The organism is Cellulomonas shaoxiangyii, from assembly GCF_004798685.1.
GTDB classification, from domain to species: Bacteria; Actinomycetota; Actinomycetes; order Actinomycetales; family Cellulomonadaceae; genus Cellulomonas; species Cellulomonas shaoxiangyii.
Window position 1 is genome coordinate 955,597 of record NZ_CP039291.1, and the last position, 15,946, is coordinate 971,542.

Sequence of the window (15,946 nt, forward strand, 5' to 3'; positions counted from 1 at the left end):
CGGGTGCGGTGCGGTCCGGGCGGGGCGCCGACACCCCTGTTGCAGATGTACCGGTGAGCCGAACGGCCCCGGAACGCGTAGGAAGTAGGAACCTTGCTCGACGTCAACGTCTTCGACGAGCTGCGCATCGGCCTGGCCTCGGCCGACGACATCCGTGCCTGGTCGCACGGCGAGGTGAAGAAGCCCGAGACCATCAACTACCGGACGCTGAAGCCGGAGAAGGATGGCCTGTTCTGCGAGAAGATCTTCGGTCCCACCCGGGACTGGGAGTGCTACTGCGGCAAGTACAAGCGCGTCCGCTTCAAGGGCATCATCTGCGAGCGCTGCGGCGTCGAGGTGACGCGCTCGAAGGTCCGCCGTGAGCGCATGGGCCACATCGAGCTGGCCGCACCGGTCACGCACATCTGGTTCTTCAAGGGTGTGCCCAGCCGGCTCGGCTACCTGCTCGACCTGGCGCCGAAGGACCTGGAGAAGGTCATCTACTTCGCGGCCTACATGATCACGTGGGTCGACGTGGACGGCCGTGCCGAGGACCTCCCGAACCTCCAGAACGAGATCGACCTGGAGAAGAAGGAGATCGCGGACCGCCGCGACAACGACATCAACACCCGCGCCGCGAAGCTCGAGGCCGACCTGGCCGAGCTCGAGGCCGAGGGTGCGAAGGCCGACGCCCGCCGCAAGGTGCGCGACTCCGCCGAGCGCGAGATGGCGCAGCTGCGCAAGCGTGCCGACGCGGAGCTCGACCGCCTCGAGCAGGTGTGGGACCGGTTCAAGAACCTCAAGGTCGCGGACCTCGAGGGCGACGAGATGCTGTACCGCCAGCTGCAGGACCGGTACGGCAACTACTTCGAGGGCTCGATGGGCGCGTCGGCGATCCAGAAGCGCCTCGAGGCGTTCGACCTGGACGCCGAGGCGACGTCGCTGCGCGAGACCATCCGCTCGGGCAAGGGGCAGCGCAAGACGCGCGCGCTCAAGCGCCTGAAGGTCGTCAACGCGTTCCTCACGACGACGAACTCGCCGACCGGCATGGTCCTCGACGCGGTCCCGGTCATCCCGCCGGACCTGCGCCCGATGGTCCAGCTCGACGGTGGTCGCTTCGCGACGTCCGACCTGAACGACCTGTACCGCCGCGTCATCAACCGGAACAACCGCCTCAAGCGGCTCCTGGACCTGGGCGCGCCGGAGATCATCGTCAACAACGAGAAGCGGATGCTCCAGGAGGCCGTGGACTCGCTGTTCGACAACGGCCGCCGCGGCCGCCCGGTGACGGGCCCCGGCAACCGTCCGCTCAAGTCGATCTCCGACATGCTCAAGGGCAAGCAGGGCCGGTTCCGCCAGAACCTGCTCGGCAAGCGCGTCGACTACTCGGGCCGTTCGGTCATCGTCGTCGGCCCGCAGCTCAAGCTGCACCAGTGCGGTCTGCCCAAGCAGATGGCGCTCGAGCTGTTCAAGCCGTTCGTGATGAAGCGCCTGGTGGACCTGAACCACGCGCAGAACATCAAGTCGGCCAAGCGCATGGTCGAGCGCGCGCGCCCGGTCGTGTGGGACGTGCTCGAGGAGGTCATCACCGAGCACCCGGTGCTGCTGAACCGTGCGCCCACGCTGCACCGTCTGGGCATCCAGGCGTTCGAGCCGCAGCTGGTCGAGGGCAAGGCGATCCACCTGCACCCGCTCGTCTGCGCCGCGTTCAACGCGGACTTCGACGGCGACCAGATGGCCGTGCACCTGCCCCTGAGCGCGGAGGCGCAGGCCGAGGCCCGCATCCTCATGCTCTCGAGCAACAACATCCTCAAGCCGTCGGACGGCCGTCCGGTGACCATGCCCTCGCAGGACATGATCATCGGCCTGTACCACCTGACGAGCGACAAGGACGACGCGCTCGGCGCCGGCCGGGCGTTCAGCTCGGTGGCCGAGGCGATCATGGCGTTCGACCAGGGCAGCCTGGACCTCAACGCCGTGGTGAAGATCCGCTTCGACGACCTGGTGCTCGGCGAGGACCAGGCGCCCGAGGGCTGGGAGCCGGGGCAGACGCTGCTGTTCGAGACGACGCTCGGCCGTGCGCTCTTCAACGAGCTGCTGCCGGTCGACTACCCGTACGAGAACGGCGTCGTCGACAAGAAGCGCCTGTCGGTCATCGTCAACGACCTGGCCGAGCGGTACCCGAAGGTCGAGGTCGCCGCGTCGCTCGACGCCCTGAAGGAGGCCGGCTTCCGCTGGGCCACCCGCTCGGGCGTCACGATCGCCATCTCGGACGTCGCCACGCCGGCGGCCAAGAAGGAGATCCTCGAGGAGCACGAGGCGAAGGCCGCGCGCGTCCAGGGCCAGTACGAGAAGGGCCTCATCACCGACGACGAGCGTCGTCAGGAGCTCATCGAGATCTGGACCAACGCCACCGACAAGGTCGCCAAGGCGATGCAGGCCAACTTCCCGGCCCGCAACACCGTCTACCGCATGGTCGGCTCGGGCGCGCGAGGCAACTGGATGCAGGTCCGCCAGATCGCGGGCATGCGTGGCCTCGTCGCCAACCCGAAGGGCGAGATCATCCCGCGCCCGATCAAGGCGAACTACCGCGAGGGCCTGTCCGTCCTCGAGTACTTCATCGCGACGCACGGCGCCCGCAAGGGCCTGGCGGACACCGCTCTGCGGACCGCCGACTCGGGCTACCTCACGCGTCGTCTGGTGGACGTCTCGCAGGACGTCATCGTCCGCGAGGAGGACTGCGGGACCGAGCGCGGCCTGACCATGCCGATCGGCGTGGCGACCGCGGACGGCACGCTGCGCCGCCACGACAAGGTCGAGACGTCCGTGTACTCGCGGACGCTCGCGACCGACATCGAGGTGGAGGGCGAGGTCGTCGGCCACGCCGGTGACGACGTCGGCGACGTGCTGCTCGACCGGCTCCTCGAGACGGGGGTCACCGAGCTCAAGATCCGCTCGGTGCTCACCTGCGAGTCCCGCGTCGGCACCTGCGCCAAGTGCTACGGCCGTTCGCTCGCGACCGGCAAGCTCGTCGACATCGGCGAGGCCGTCGGCATCATCGCGGCCCAGTCGATCGGTGAGCCCGGCACCCAGCTGACGATGCGTACGTTCCACACCGGTGGTGTGGCCTCGGCGGACGACATCACGCAGGGTCTGCCGCGTGTCCAGGAGCTCTTCGAGGCCCGCACCCCCAAGGGTGAGGCGCCGATCGCGGAGTTCTCGGGCCGCGTGGCGATCGAGGAGGGTGACCGCTCGCGGCGCATCGTCCTCACGCCGGACGACGGCTCGGAGGAGATCGCCTACCCGATCACCAAGCGCTCGCGCCTGGTCGTGCAGGACGGCGACCACGTCGCCGTCGGCACCCAGCTCGTCCAGGGTGCGGTGGACCCGAAGAAGGTCCTGCGCATCCTCGGCCCGCGCGCCACGCAGAAGCACCTGGTGGACGAGGTCCAGGAGGTCTACCGCTCGCAGGGCGTGGACATCCACGACAAGCACATCGAGGTCATCGTGCGGCAGATGCTGCGCCGCGTGACGGTGCTCGACTCCGGGGAGACGGGCCTGCTGCCCGGCGAGCTGGCCGAGCGCGGTCGCTTCGAGGACTTCAACCGCAAGGCGGTCTCCGAGGGCGGTCAGCCGGCCTCCGGGCGTCCGGAGCTCATGGGCATCACGAAGGCGTCGCTCGCGACCGACTCGTGGCTCTCCGCCGCCTCCTTCCAGGAGACGACGAAGGTGCTCACCGAGGCCGCGATGTCGAGCCGTTCCGACCCGCTGCTGGGTCTGAAGGAGAACGTCATCCTCGGCAAGCTCATCCCGGCGGGTACCGGCCTGGCCCGGTACCGCAACGTCGAGGTGGAGGCGACCGAGGAGGCGAAGGCCGAGCTGTACCCGGCCTTCGGCTACGACGAGATCGACTTCCCCGCCCTGGGCCTCGGCTCGGGCGAGGCGATCCCGCTCGAGGACATCGACTTCGGCGACTACCGCTGACGTCGCTCCTCACCAGCACGTCCCCCGGGGGGCTCGTCGGCCGCGGCCGACGGGCCCCCCGGGCCGTCCCGGGCAGCCGCACGTGGCCAGGGTCTCTTTGACGCTCCACGATGCGCCGGGTAACGTAGGAGACCGTGCCCGCGCCGTCGGGCCCTTGTGCGTGCACTCGACACAGCGTCCCCGGGACGTGGTCGCAGTAGCACCGGGTGGTTCCCCTCCCGTTCGGACCGGCCTCTCGAGGCCGGGCACCGCGCGGGGGAGCGGGGCGACACGCCCGGGCGCGGGGGTCGGAGCGGGACGTCAGACCCACCGGGGTAGTCGCGCGACGGGCGACGATCCGGGACAAGCCGGCCGTCCAGGGTGACGGGTGCCGGTCAGACCAGAGAACACCGAACAGTTCGGAGACGTAGTGCCTACGATCCAGCAGCTGGTCCGCAAGGGCCGGCAGGCGAAGACGAACAAGTCGAAGACGCCTGCCCTCAAGGGCTCCCCCCAGCGTCGCGGTGTCTGCACCCGCGTGTACACGACCACCCCCAAGAAGCCGAACTCCGCGCTGCGCAAGGTCGCGCGCGTCCGGCTGTCGTCGGGCATCGAGGTCACGGCCTACATCCCGGGCGTCGGCCACAACCTGCAGGAGCACTCGATCGTGCTCGTGCGCGGTGGTCGCGTGAAGGACCTGCCGGGTGTCCGCTACAAGATCGTCCGTGGCGCGCTCGACACGCAGGGCGTGAAGAACCGCAAGCAGGCGCGCAGCCGCTACGGCGCGAAGAAGGGCTGAGTCAGATGCCTCGTAAGGGTCCCGCTCCGAAGCGGCCGCTGATCGTCGACCCCGTCTACGGGTCGCCGGTCGTCACGCAGCTCATCAACAAGGTCCTCCTCGACGGCAAGAAGACCGTCGCCGAGGCCATCGTCTACGGCGCCCTCGAGGGCGTCCGTGACAAGACGCAGTCCGACCCGGTCGTCGTGCTCAAGCGCGCGCTGGACAACGTGCGTCCGTCGATCGAGGTCAAGTCGCGCCGCGTCGGTGGCGCCACCTACCAGGTGCCGATCGAGGTCCGCCCCGTGCGCGCGACCACGCTCGCCCTGCGCTGGCTCACGGACTTCTCCCGCGCCCGTCGCGAGAAGACGATGACCGAGCGCCTCATGAACGAGATCCTCGACGCGTCCAACGGCCTCGGTGCCGCGGTCAAGCGCCGTGAGGACATGCACAAGATGGCCGAGTCCAACCGGGCCTTCGCGCACTACCGCTGGTGACCTCGCGGCGCGACGCCGCGAGCCGCCCGACCAGGGTGCTCGCGGCGTCGCGGCCGGCACCGATCAACAGCCAACCGACAAGGGGCTATCACGTGGCACTCGACGTGCTGACCGACCTCACGAAGGTCCGCAACATCGGCATCATGGCCCACATCGATGCCGGCAAGACCACCACCACCGAGCGGATCCTGTTCTACACCGGGGTCAACTACAAGATCGGTGAGACGCACGACGGCGCGTCGACGATGGACTGGATGGAGCAGGAGCAGGAGCGCGGCATCACGATCACGTCCGCCGCGACGACCTGCTACTGGAAGAACAACCAGATCAACATCATCGACACGCCCGGGCACGTCGACTTCACCGTCGAGGTCGAGCGCTCGCTGCGCGTCCTCGACGGCGCCGTCGCCGTGTTCGACGGCAAGGAGGGCGTGGAGCCCCAGTCGGAGACGGTGTGGCGCCAGGCGGACAAGTACGACGTCCCCCGCATCTGCTTCGTCAACAAGATGGACAAGCTCGGCGCGGACTTCTACTTCACGGTCGACACGATCGTGAACCGCCTCAAGGCCAAGCCGCTGGTCATCCAGCTGCCGATCGGCTCCGAGAACGACTTCATCGGCGTCGTCGACCTGGTCGAGATGCGTGCCCTCGTGTGGCGCGGCGAGACCGCGCTGGGCGAGAAGTACGAGGTCGAGGACATCCCCGCCGACCTGCAGGAGCGCGCCGAGCAGTACCGCAGCGAGCTCATCGAGGCCGTCGCCGAGACGTCCGAGGAGCTGCTCGAGAAGTACCTGGGCGGCGAGGAGCTGACGGTCGCCGAGATCAAGACCGGCATCCGCAAGCTCACGGTCAACTCGGAGGCGTACCCCGTCCTGTGCGGGTCCGCGTTCAAGAACAAGGGCGTGCAGCCCATGCTCGACGCGGTCATCGACTACCTCCCGACGCCGCTCGACGTCCCCGCCGTGCAGGGGCACGACGCGAAGGACGACACGATCGTCGTCGAGCGCCACCCCGACGCGAGCGAGCCGTTCTCGGCCCTGGCGTTCAAGGTCGCCTCGCACCCCTTCTTCGGCAAGCTCACCTACGTCCGGGTGTACTCCGGCAAGGTCGAGCAGGGCGCTGCGGTGCTCAACTCCACGAAGGGCAAGAAGGAGCGCATCGGCAAGCTCTTCCAGATGCACTCCAACAAGGAGAACCCGGTCGCCGAGGCGCAGGCCGGACACATCTACGCCTTCATCGGCCTCAAGGACGTCACCACCGGTGACACCCTGTGCGACCCGAGCGCGCCCGTCGTGCTGGAGTCGATGACCTTCCCCGAGCCCGTCATCGACGTGGCGATCGAGCCGAAGACGAAGGGTGACCAGGAGAAGCTCTCCACGGCCATCCAGAAGCTCGCCGAGGAGGACCCGACCTTCCGCGTCCGCCTGGACGAGGAGACCGGCCAGACCGTCATCGGCGGCATGGGCGAGCTCCACCTCGACATCCTCGTGGACCGCATGCGGCGCGAGTTCAAGGTCGAGGCGAACGTCGGCAAGCCGCAGGTCGCGTACCGCGAGACGATCCGCCGCACGGTGGAGAAGATCGACTACGTCCACAAGAAGCAGACCGGTGGCTCCGGCCAGTACGCCAAGGTGCAGATGACCTTCGCGCCGCTGGACCCGGCCGAGGGCGAGCTGTACGAGTTCGAGAACAAGGTCACCGGTGGCCGGATCCCGCGCGAGTACATCCCGTCGGTCGACGCCGGCATCCAGAGCGCGATGCAGCTCGGCGTCCTCGCGGGCTTCCCGCTCGTGGGCGTCAAGGCGACGCTGCTCGACGGCGCGGCGCACGACGTCGACTCCTCGGAGATGGCGTTCAAGATCGCCGGCTCGATGATCCTCAAGGAGGCCGTGCGCAAGGCCGACCCGGCCCTCCTCGAGCCGATCATGGCCGTCGAGGTGCGCACGCCCGAGGACTACATGGGCGACGTCATCGGCGACCTGAACTCGCGTCGCGGCATGATCCAGTCCATGGAGGACGCGACGGGCGTGAAGGTCATCCGCGCCCAGGTGCCGCTCTCCGAGATGTTCGGCTACGTCGGCGACCTGCGGTCGAAGACCCAGGGCCGTGCCGTGTACTCGATGCAGTTCGACAGCTACGCCGAGGTTCCTCGGAACGTGGCTGAGGAGATCATCAAGAAGACCCGGGGCGAGTAGTCCCACAGGTCGACCCGCAGTACCCCCAGCAACACATCCGACCCGTAGGACCGCACGCCGAGCAGGTACCGTCAGGTGGCTGCCGTCGGGCAATCTCTACCAAGTCCTGAGGAGGACACCCAGTGGGCAAGGCGAAGTTCGAGCGGACCAAGCCGCACGTCAACATCGGGACCATCGGTCACGTCGACCACGGCAAGACGACGCTGACGGCCGCGATCTCGAAGGTGCTGCACGACAAGTACCCCGACCTGAACCCCTTCACGCCGTTCGACGAGATCGACAAGGCGCCCGAGGAGAAGCAGCGCGGTATCACGATCAACATCGCGCACGTCGAGTACCAGACCGAGAAGCGCCACTACGCGCACGTCGACGCGCCTGGTCACGCCGACTACATCAAGAACATGATCACGGGTGCGGCGCAGATGGACGGCGCCATCCTGGTGGTCGCCGCCACCGACGGCCCGATGGCCCAGACGCGTGAGCACGTCCTGCTCGCCCGTCAGGTCGGCGTGCCCTACCTGCTCGTGGCGCTCAACAAGGCCGACATGGTCGACGACGAGGAGATCCTCGAGCTCGTCGAGATGGAGGTCCGCGAGCTGCTGTCGTCGCAGGGCTTCGACGGCGACGAGGCCCCGGTCGTGCGCGTCTCGGGCCTCAAGGCGCTCGAGGGCGACCCGACGTGGGTCAAGTCCGTCGAGGACCTGCTCGACGCGGTCGACGAGAACGTCCCGGACCCGGTCCGCGAGATCGACAAGCCGTTCCTCATGCCCATCGAGGACGTCTTCACGATCACGGGCCGCGGCACCGTCGTGACGGGTCGCGTCGAGCGCGGCCAGCTCAAGGTGAACGAGGAGGTGGAGATCGTCGGCATCAAGGAGAAGGCGATCAAGACCACCGTCACCGGCGTCGAGATGTTCCGCAAGCTCCTCGACTACGCCGAGGCCGGCGAGAACGTCGGTCTGCTCCTGCGCGGCACGAAGCGCGAGGAGGTCGAGCGCGGCCAGGTCGTCGTCAAGCCGGGTTCGATCACGCCGCACACCGAGTTCGAGGGCCAGGTCTACATCCTGGCCAAGGACGAGGGCGGCCGTCACAACCCGTTCTACGGCAACTACCGTCCGCAGTTCTACTTCCGGACGACGGACGTCACCGGTGTCATCACGCTGCCCGAGGGCACCGAGATGGTCATGCCCGGCGACAACACCGAGATCCACGTGAACCTCATCCAGCCCATCGCGATGGAGGAGGGCCTCGGCTTCGCCATCCGCGAGGGTGGCCGCACCGTCGGCTCGGGCCGGGTCACGAAGATCCTCAAGTGATCACCGCCCCTCGGGGCTGATCGCGACGCAGGGCCCGGGAGCTTCGGCTCCCGGGCCCTGCTGTTCTCATGGGGACGGCTGCCCTACCCGGGGCCCCTGAGCGGCGGCACGGGGCCGCGGGGGAGGTGTCCGTCACGGCGGTTGGCTATCCGGGCGGACATCTGGCAGACTGTCGGGGTTGCCCGCTAAGGGCGTGCGTTCGCGCGCGCCTTGGCCAGGGCGACCAGACGTGGCGGACGCGTGGGCCCCGGGGCGACCCGGAGGCAGGCGTTCGCAGCCACGACCCCGTCCCGGGAACGGAACACAGCGCGAAGGCGCGTCGCGAAGAGCGACACGCCCGAGTGCGGGGGTCGGACGGACCGGTATCGAGAGAGAGAAGTAGACGACGCCATGGCGGGACAGAAGATCCGCATCCGGCTCAAGTCCTACGACCACGAGGTCATCGACAGCTCGGCGCGCAAGATCGTCGACACGGTGACTCGCGCTGGTGCGTCGGTCGTGGGCCCGGTGCCGCTCCCGACGGAGAAGAACGTCTTCGTCGTGATCCGGTCGCCTCACAAGTACAAGGACAGCCGCGAGCACTTCGAGATGCGCACGCACAAGCGGCTCATCGACATCATCGATCCCACGCCGAAGGCCGTCGACTCGCTCATGCGTCTCGACCTGCCTGCGGACGTGAACATCGAGATCAAGCTCTGACGCTGGGAAGGGACTGATCTTTCATGGCTACCCAGCAGAACGCGCGCCCCGTCACCGCGGTGCTCGGCACGAAGCTCGGCATGACCCAGGTCTGGGACGAGGCAGGACGCCTCGTGCCGGTCACGGTCGTCGCCGTCGGGCCGAACGTCGTGACGCAGGTGCGCTCCGCTGAGACCGACGGCTACGCCGCGGTGCAGCTGGCCTCCGGCCAGATCGACCCGCGCAAGGTCACCAAGCCGCTCAAGGGCCACTTCGAGAAGGCGGGGGTCACCCCTCGTCGGCACGTGGTCGAGGTGCGGACGCCGAACGCGGCCGAGTTCACGCTCGGCCAGGAGATCACCGCCGGCGTGTTCGAGGCCGGCCAGGTCGTCGACGTCGTCGGCACCACCAAGGGCAAGGGCACGGCCGGTGTGATGAAGCGTCACGGCTTCTCCGGCGTCGGCGCCTCCCACGGTGCGCACCGCAACCACCGCAAGCCCGGCTCGATCGGTGGCGCCTCCACGCCGTCGCGCGTCTTCAAGGGCATGCGCATGGCCGGTCGGATGGGCGTCGACCGCCAGACCACACAGAACCTGACCGTGCACGCGGTCGACGCCGAGAAGGGTCTGCTGCTCGTCAAGGGCGCGGTCCCGGGCCCCAAGGGTGGCGTCGTCCTCGTGCGTTCCGCTGCGAAGGGTGCGTGACCTCGATGAGCGACACGCTGACCGTCGACGTCCTCGACGAGAAGGGCACCAAGGCCGGCACGGCCGACCTGCCCGGTGACGTCTTCGACGCCCCGACGAACGTCCCGCTGATCCACCAGGTCGTCGTCGCCCAGCTCGCCGCCGCGCGGCAGGGCACCCACGACACCAAGAGCCGCGGCGAGGTCCGCGGTGGTGGCAGGAAGCCGTACAAGCAGAAGGGGACCGGCCGCGCCCGTCAGGGCTCGACCCGCGCCCCGCAGTTCGCCGGCGGTGGCGTCGTCCACGGCCCGACGCCCCGCGACTACTCGCAGCGGACCCCGAAGAAGATGAAGGCCGCGGCGCTCCGCGGTGCTCTCTCGGACCGCGCGCGTGCCGGTCGCGTCCACGTCGTGACGGGCTTCGCGCCCGGCCAGGTGCCGTCGACCAAGGCCGCTCTCGCGGTGCTCGACAACCTGTCCGGCCGCAAGAACGTCCTCGTGGTCGTCGAGCGCCAGGACGAGATCACCTGGAAGTCGCTGCGCAACGTCGAGCGGGTCCACCTGCTCGTCGCCGACCAGCTCAACACCTACGACGTCCTCATCTCGGACGACGTGGTCTTCACGCAGGGCGCGCTCGACGCGTTCCTCGCAGGCCCCGCCAAGGGTGCGAAGGCCGTGGCGACCGAGTCCGAGGCGGCCGCCCAGGAGGAGACGAAGTGACCGCCGTCGGCAAGGACCCGCGCGACATCCTGATCGCGCCGGTCGTCTCGGAGAAGAGCTACGGCCTGCTCGACGAGGGCAAGTACACGTTCCTCGTGGACCCGCGGGCCAACAAGACCGAGATCAAGATCGCCGTCGAGCACGTCTTCGGCGTCAAGGTCGACTCGGTCAACACCGCGAACCGCCAGGGCAAGTCGCGCCGGACCCGGTTCGGCATCGGCCGCCGCAAGGCCACGAAGCGTGCGATCGTCACCCTCCGCGAGGGCTCGATCGACATCTTCGGTGGACCGGTCGGCTGAGGCCCGGAAGGATCTGAGGACTCATGGGAATCCGTAAGTACAAGCCGACGACGCCGGGCCGTCGTGGCTCGTCGGTCGCCGACTTCGTCGAGATCACGCGCTCCACGCCGGAGAAGTCGCTGGTCCGCCCGCTGCACAAGACCGGTGGCCGCAACGCCACGGGTCGCGTGACGACCCGCCACCAGGGTGGCGGTCACAAGCGTGCGTACCGCGTCATCGACTTCCGTCGTCACGACAAGGACGGCGTGCCGGCCAAGGTCGCGCACATCGAGTACGACCCCAACCGCACGGCGCGCATCGCGCTCCTGCACTACGCGGACGGCGAGAAGCGCTACATCATCGCGCCGAACAAGCTGTCGCAGGGCGACGTCGTCGAGGCCGGTCCCGGCGCCGACATCAAGCCCGGCAACAACCTGCCGCTGCGCAACATCCCCACGGGTACGGTCATCCACGCCATCGAGCTCCGCCCCGGTGGCGGCGCGAAGATCGCGCGTTCGGCCGGTGCCTCGGTGCAGCTCGTCGCGAAGGACGGCCCGTACGCGCAGCTGCGCATGCCGTCCGGCGAGATCCGCAACGTCGACCTGCGCTGCCGCGCCACGGTCGGCGAGGTCGGCAACGCCGAGCAGTCGAACATCAACTGGGGCAAGGCCGGCCGCATGCGGTGGAAGGGCAAGCGCCCGACCGTCCGTGGTGTGGCCATGAACCCGATCGACCACCCGCACGGTGGTGGTGAGGGCAAGACCTCCGGCGGCCGCCACCCGGTGAGCCCCTGGGGCCAGCCCGAGGGTCGTACCCGTCGTCCGAACAAGCCGAGCGACAAGCTCATCGTGCGCCGTCGGCGCACCGGCAAGAAGCGCTGATAGGAGCCCGAGATGCCTCGCAGCCTCAAGAAGGGCCCGTTCGTCGACGACCACCTGCAGAAGAAGGTCGACGCGCAGAACGAGTCCGGCACGAAGAACGTCATCAAGACGTGGTCGCGTCGCTCGATGATCACGCCCGACTTCCTCGGCCACACCTTCGCGGTCCACGACGGCCGCAAGCACACGCCCGTGTTCGTGACGGAGTCGATGGTCGGGCACAAGCTCGGCGAGTTCGCCCCCACGCGGACGTTCCGCGGCCACGAGAAGGACGACCGGAAGGGCCGTCGCCGCTGACCCCGGTCAGCCTGGTGACGCCCTGACGGCAGAGAACAGAGAGCAGGACAGCGATGGAAGCCAAGGCGAAGGCGCGGTTCGTCCGCGTCACGCCCCAGAAGGCCCGCCGCGTCGTGGACCTCATCCGTGGCAAGCAGGCGGCCGAGGCCGTGGCGGTGCTGAAGTTCGCGCCGCAGGCCGCGGCTGAGCCGGTCCTCAAGACGGTGCAGTCCGCGGTCGCGAACGCGGTCGAGGGGGCCAAGCGCAACAGCGAGCGGCTCGACGAGACGAACCTCTACATCTCCGAGGTCTTCGTCGACGAGGGTCCGACGCTCAAGCGGTTCCGGCCTCGCGCGCAGGGTCGCGCGGGCCGCATTCTCAAGCGCACGAGCCACATCACGGTCGTGGTGGCCGAGCGCGAGACGACGAGCACGAAGGGACGGGCCCGCTAGTGGGACAGAAGGTCAACCCGCTCGGGTACCGCCTGGGCATCACGACGGATCACCGCTCGCGCTGGTTCGCCGACTCGACGAAGCCGGGTCAGCGCTACCGCGACTACGTCCGCGAGGACGTCCAGATCCGCAAGCTCATGAGCACCGGCCTCGAGCGCGCCGGCATCGCCAAGGTGGAGATCGAGCGCACGCGTGACCGCGTGCGCGTCGACATCCACACCGCCCGCCCGGGCATCGTCATCGGGCGTCGCGGGGCCGAGGCCGACCGCATCCGGGGCGAGCTCGAGAAGCTCACGGGCAAGCAGGTCCAGCTGAACATCCTCGAGGTCAAGAACGCCGAGATCGAGGCTCAGCTGGTCGCCCAGGGCATCGCCGAGCAGCTCGCGAGCCGCGTGTCGTTCCGCCGGGCCATGCGCAAGGGCATCCAGTCCGCGCAGCGCGCCGGCGCCAAGGGCATCCGTGTGCAGGTCTCCGGCCGCCTCGGCGGTGCGGAGATGAGCCGCACGGAGTTCTACCGCGAGGGTCGTGTGCCGCTGCACACGCTCCGCGCCAACATCGACTACGGCTTCTTCGAGGCCCGCACGACCTTCGGCCGCATCGGCGTGAAGGTCTGGGTCTACAAGGGTGACGTCACCGAGCGCGAGTGGGCGCAGCAGCAGGCCACCCAGGCTCCGCGCCCGGCGCGCGGCGGCCCGCGTGGTGACCGCGGCGACCGCGGTGACCGTGGCCCTCGGGCCGGCGGTCGTCGTCCCGAGCGCCAGGACGCACCCGCCCCGGCCGCCGAGCAGTCGGCGCCCGCGGCGGAGCCCGCGCCCACCGAGTCCGGAACGGAGGCCTGAGCCGTGCTGATCCCGCGCCGGCTGAAGCACCGCAAGCAGCACCACCCCGGGCGCTCCGGCGCCGCCACGGGTGGCACGACGATCTCGTTCGGCGAGTACGGCATCCAGGCTCTGGAGCCGGCCTACGTCACGAACCGTCAGATCGAGGCTGCACGTATCGCCATGACCCGCCACATCAAGCGTGGTGGGAAGGTCTGGATCAACATCTACCCGGACCGTCCCCTCACGAAGAAGCCCGCCGAGACCCGCATGGGTTCCGGCAAGGGCTCGCCCGAGTGGTGGATCGCCAACGTCAAGCCCGGCCGAGTTCTGTTCGAGCTCGCCGGTGTCCCGGAGCCGCTGGCCCGCGAGGCCATGCGCCGCGCGATGCACAAGCTCCCGATGAAGACACGTTTCATCGTGCGCGAGGGGGGTAACTGATGGCCATCGGAACCAAGGACCTGGCTCCCAGCGAGCTGGACACCTTCGACGACGAGAAGCTGCTCGCCGAGCTGAAGAAGGCCAAGGAGGAGCTGTTCAACCTCCGCTTCCAGTCGGCGACGGGGCAGCTCGAGAGCCACGGCCGCCTCAAGGCGGTCCGCCGCGACATCGCGCGCATCTACACGATCCTGCGCGAGCGTGAGCTCGGCATCCGTACCGCCCCGAGCGCGGAGTGAGGTCCTCATGACGAAGCACGAGCACACCACCGCGACGACCGACCACCGGGCATACCGCAAGACCCGCCGTGGTTACGTCGTCAGCGACAAGATGGACAAGACGGTCGTCGTCGAGGTCGAGGACCGCGTCAAGCACCCGCTCTACGGCAAGGTCATCCGCCGCACGAGCAAGGTCAAGGCGCACGACGAGCAGAACAGCGCCGGCATCGGCGACCTGGTCGAGATCATGGAGACCCGGCCGCTGTCGGCGACGAAGCGCTGGCGCATCATCGAGGTCATCGAGAAGGCCAAGTAAGTCCCGTTCCCGGGCCCTCGGGCCCGGCACGCACCACAGTTGCCCGCGTCGCGGGCGCGCCCCCCGGGGCCGCCCGCGCCGTGTGCACCACGGCAACCATCCGTTCGGCCAGGCTCGGCGGCCGCCCGCTCGCGGGCGGTGCGGTGCGAGAACCCGCAGGACGAGGAGGAGAGAGCTAGATGATCCAGCAGGAGTCGCGACTGCGTGTCGCCGACAACACGGGTGCCAAGGAGATCCTCTGCATCCGTGTCCTCGGCGGCTCCGGCCGCCGCTACGCCGGTATCGGTGACGTCATCGTCGCCACCGTCAAGGACGCGATCCCGGGCGGCAACGTCAAGAAGGGCGACGTCGTCAAGGCGGTCGTCGTGCGCACCCGCAAGGAGCGCCGGCGCCCCGACGGCTCGTACATCAAGTTCGACGAGAACGCCGCGGTGATCCTCAAGAACGACGGCGAGCCGCGCGGTACCCGCATCTTCGGCCCCGTGGGCCGCGAGCTGCGCGACAAGAAGTTCATGAAGATCATCTCGCTGGCGCCGGAGGTGCTCTGACCATGGCGAAGATCAAGAAGGGCGACCTCGTCCTCGTCATCTCGGGCCGCGACAAGAACAAGACGGGTCGCGTCCTCGAGGTGCTCCCCGAGACGCAGCGTGTCGTCGTCGAGGGCGTCCAGCGCGTGCAGAAGCACACCAAGGCCGGCCAGTCGTCGCGCGGCACCCGTACGGGCGGCATCGAGACGGTCGAGGCCCCCATCCACATCAGCAACGTGATGCTGGTGGACCCGGAGACCAAGAAGGGCACCCGGGTCGGCTACCGCACCGAGCAGGTCGAGCGCGACGGACGCACGCGCACCGTGCGCGTCCGCGTCGCCAAGCGCTCCGGTAAGGACATCTGATGACCGAGACCACGATCGAGGCCCCGGCCCAGCCGCGCCTCAAGACGCGCTACAACGACGAGATCAAGACCGCCCTGTTCGAGCAGTTCTCGCACGAGAACATCAACCAGGTCGCGCGACTGGTCAAGGTCGTCGTCAACATGGGCGTCGGCGACGCCGCCAAGGACTCCAAGCTCATCGAGGGCGCGATCCGCGACCTGACCCAGATCACGGGCCAGAAGCCGCAGGTCACGAAGGCCCGCAAGTCCATCGCGCAGTTCAAGCTGCGCGAGGGCATGCCGATCGGCGCGCACGTCACGCTGCGCGGCGACCGTGCCTGGGAGTTCCTGGACCGCCTGCTGTCGATCGCGCTGCCGCGCATCCGTGACTTCCGCGGTCTGTCCCCGGCCCAGTTCGACGGGAACGGGAACTACACGTTCGGCCTCGTGGAGCAGTCCGTGTTCCACGAGATCGACCAGGACAAGATCGACCGGGTCCGCGGGATGGACATCACCATCGTCACGACCGCCACCACGGACGACGAGGGGCGCGCGTTCCTCAAGCTCCTCGGCTTCCCGTTCAAGGAGAACTGA

19 protein-coding genes are annotated in these 15,946 nt (G+C 68.7%); all 19 read left to right on the plus strand.

Going from position 1 to position 15,946, the window contains the following annotated elements:
- The first annotated feature begins 93 nt into the window (after window positions 1–93).
- The 19 genes from E5225_RS04350 (at window position 94) to rplE (ending at window position 15,946) form a co-directional block, all read left to right on the plus strand.
- The gene (locus tag E5225_RS04350; RefSeq protein WP_135973050.1) at window positions 94–3,963 is read left to right on the plus strand and encodes a DNA-directed RNA polymerase subunit beta'; all 3,870 of its coding nucleotides are present in this window, start codon (window positions 94–96) and stop codon (window positions 3,961–3,963) included.
- A 409-nt stretch (window positions 3,964–4,372) separates the two neighbouring features.
- Window positions 4,373–4,741 carry a 30S ribosomal protein S12 gene (gene rpsL / locus E5225_RS04355; protein WP_013117883.1) on the plus strand — a complete coding sequence of 123 codons (369 nt, stop codon included), beginning with the start codon at window positions 4,373–4,375 and terminating at the stop codon, window positions 4,739–4,741.
- A 5-nt stretch (window positions 4,742–4,746) separates the two neighbouring features.
- Window positions 4,747–5,217 (plus strand): 30S ribosomal protein S7, encoded by a 471-nt coding sequence (rpsG, locus tag E5225_RS04360; RefSeq protein WP_135973049.1) that lies wholly within the window; start codon window positions 4,747–4,749, stop codon window positions 5,215–5,217.
- A gap of 92 nt (window positions 5,218–5,309) precedes the next feature.
- A complete protein-coding gene (gene fusA, locus E5225_RS04365) occupies window positions 5,310–7,412 on the plus strand; it encodes an elongation factor G (RefSeq protein WP_135973048.1) in 2,103 nt (700 codons plus the stop codon).
- A gap of 122 nt (window positions 7,413–7,534) precedes the next feature.
- A complete protein-coding gene (tuf, locus tag E5225_RS04370; RefSeq protein WP_135973047.1) occupies window positions 7,535–8,728 on the plus strand; it encodes an elongation factor Tu in 1,194 nt (397 codons plus the stop codon).
- A gap of 390 nt (window positions 8,729–9,118) precedes the next feature.
- Window positions 9,119–9,427: a 30S ribosomal protein S10 gene (rpsJ, locus tag E5225_RS04375; RefSeq protein WP_129336914.1), complete on the plus strand. Its 309-nt coding sequence runs from the start codon at window positions 9,119–9,121 to the stop codon at window positions 9,425–9,427.
- Window positions 9,428–9,450: 23 nt separating this feature from the next.
- Window positions 9,451–10,110, plus strand: coding sequence for a 50S ribosomal protein L3 (gene rplC, locus E5225_RS04380; protein WP_135973046.1), 660 nt, complete (start codon window positions 9,451–9,453; stop codon window positions 10,108–10,110).
- A 5-nt stretch (window positions 10,111–10,115) separates the two neighbouring features.
- Entirely contained in the window at window positions 10,116–10,808 is a 693-nt protein-coding gene (rplD, locus tag E5225_RS04385; RefSeq protein WP_135973045.1) for a 50S ribosomal protein L4, read from the plus strand.
- A complete protein-coding gene (gene rplW, locus E5225_RS04390; RefSeq protein WP_135973044.1) occupies window positions 10,805–11,107 on the plus strand; it encodes a 50S ribosomal protein L23 in 303 nt (100 codons plus the stop codon). The genes rplD and rplW overlap by 4 nt, the downstream gene beginning before the upstream one ends.
- 23 nt (window positions 11,108–11,130) lie before the next feature.
- Window positions 11,131–11,967, plus strand: a complete 837-nt coding sequence (gene rplB / locus E5225_RS04395; RefSeq protein ID WP_135973043.1) for a 50S ribosomal protein L2 — start codon at window positions 11,131–11,133, stop codon at window positions 11,965–11,967.
- Window positions 11,968–11,979: 12 nt separating this feature from the next.
- Window positions 11,980–12,261 (plus strand): 30S ribosomal protein S19, encoded by a 282-nt coding sequence (rpsS, locus tag E5225_RS04400; protein WP_135973042.1) that lies wholly within the window; start codon window positions 11,980–11,982, stop codon window positions 12,259–12,261.
- A 53-nt stretch (window positions 12,262–12,314) separates the two neighbouring features.
- The gene (rplV, locus tag E5225_RS04405) at window positions 12,315–12,692 is read left to right on the plus strand and encodes a 50S ribosomal protein L22 (RefSeq protein WP_135973041.1); all 378 of its coding nucleotides are present in this window, start codon (window positions 12,315–12,317) and stop codon (window positions 12,690–12,692) included.
- Window positions 12,692–13,531 carry a 30S ribosomal protein S3 gene (gene rpsC, locus E5225_RS04410; RefSeq protein ID WP_135973040.1) on the plus strand — a complete coding sequence of 280 codons (840 nt, stop codon included), beginning with the start codon at window positions 12,692–12,694 and terminating at the stop codon, window positions 13,529–13,531. Before rplV ends, rpsC begins: the two co-directional genes overlap by 1 nt.
- A 3-nt stretch (window positions 13,532–13,534) precedes the next feature.
- A complete protein-coding gene (rplP, locus tag E5225_RS04415; protein ID WP_135973039.1) occupies window positions 13,535–13,951 on the plus strand; it encodes a 50S ribosomal protein L16 in 417 nt (138 codons plus the stop codon).
- The gene (gene rpmC / locus E5225_RS04420) at window positions 13,951–14,187 is read left to right on the plus strand and encodes a 50S ribosomal protein L29 (protein WP_135973038.1); all 237 of its coding nucleotides are present in this window, start codon (window positions 13,951–13,953) and stop codon (window positions 14,185–14,187) included. The genes rplP and rpmC overlap by 1 nt, the downstream gene beginning before the upstream one ends.
- 7 nt (window positions 14,188–14,194) lie before the next feature.
- Complete coding sequence (gene rpsQ / locus E5225_RS04425; RefSeq protein ID WP_135973037.1) at window positions 14,195–14,482, plus strand: 30S ribosomal protein S17; 288 nt, start codon at window positions 14,195–14,197, stop codon at window positions 14,480–14,482.
- A 179-nt stretch (window positions 14,483–14,661) separates the two neighbouring features.
- Window positions 14,662–15,030 (plus strand): 50S ribosomal protein L14, encoded by a 369-nt coding sequence (rplN, locus tag E5225_RS04430; RefSeq protein WP_013770175.1) that lies wholly within the window; start codon window positions 14,662–14,664, stop codon window positions 15,028–15,030.
- 2 nt (window positions 15,031–15,032) lie between these two features.
- Window positions 15,033–15,374: a 50S ribosomal protein L24 gene (gene rplX, locus E5225_RS04435; protein WP_135973036.1), complete on the plus strand. Its 342-nt coding sequence runs from the start codon at window positions 15,033–15,035 to the stop codon at window positions 15,372–15,374.
- A complete protein-coding gene (rplE, locus tag E5225_RS04440) occupies window positions 15,374–15,946 on the plus strand; it encodes a 50S ribosomal protein L5 (protein WP_135973035.1) in 573 nt (190 codons plus the stop codon). Before rplX ends, rplE begins: the two co-directional genes overlap by 1 nt.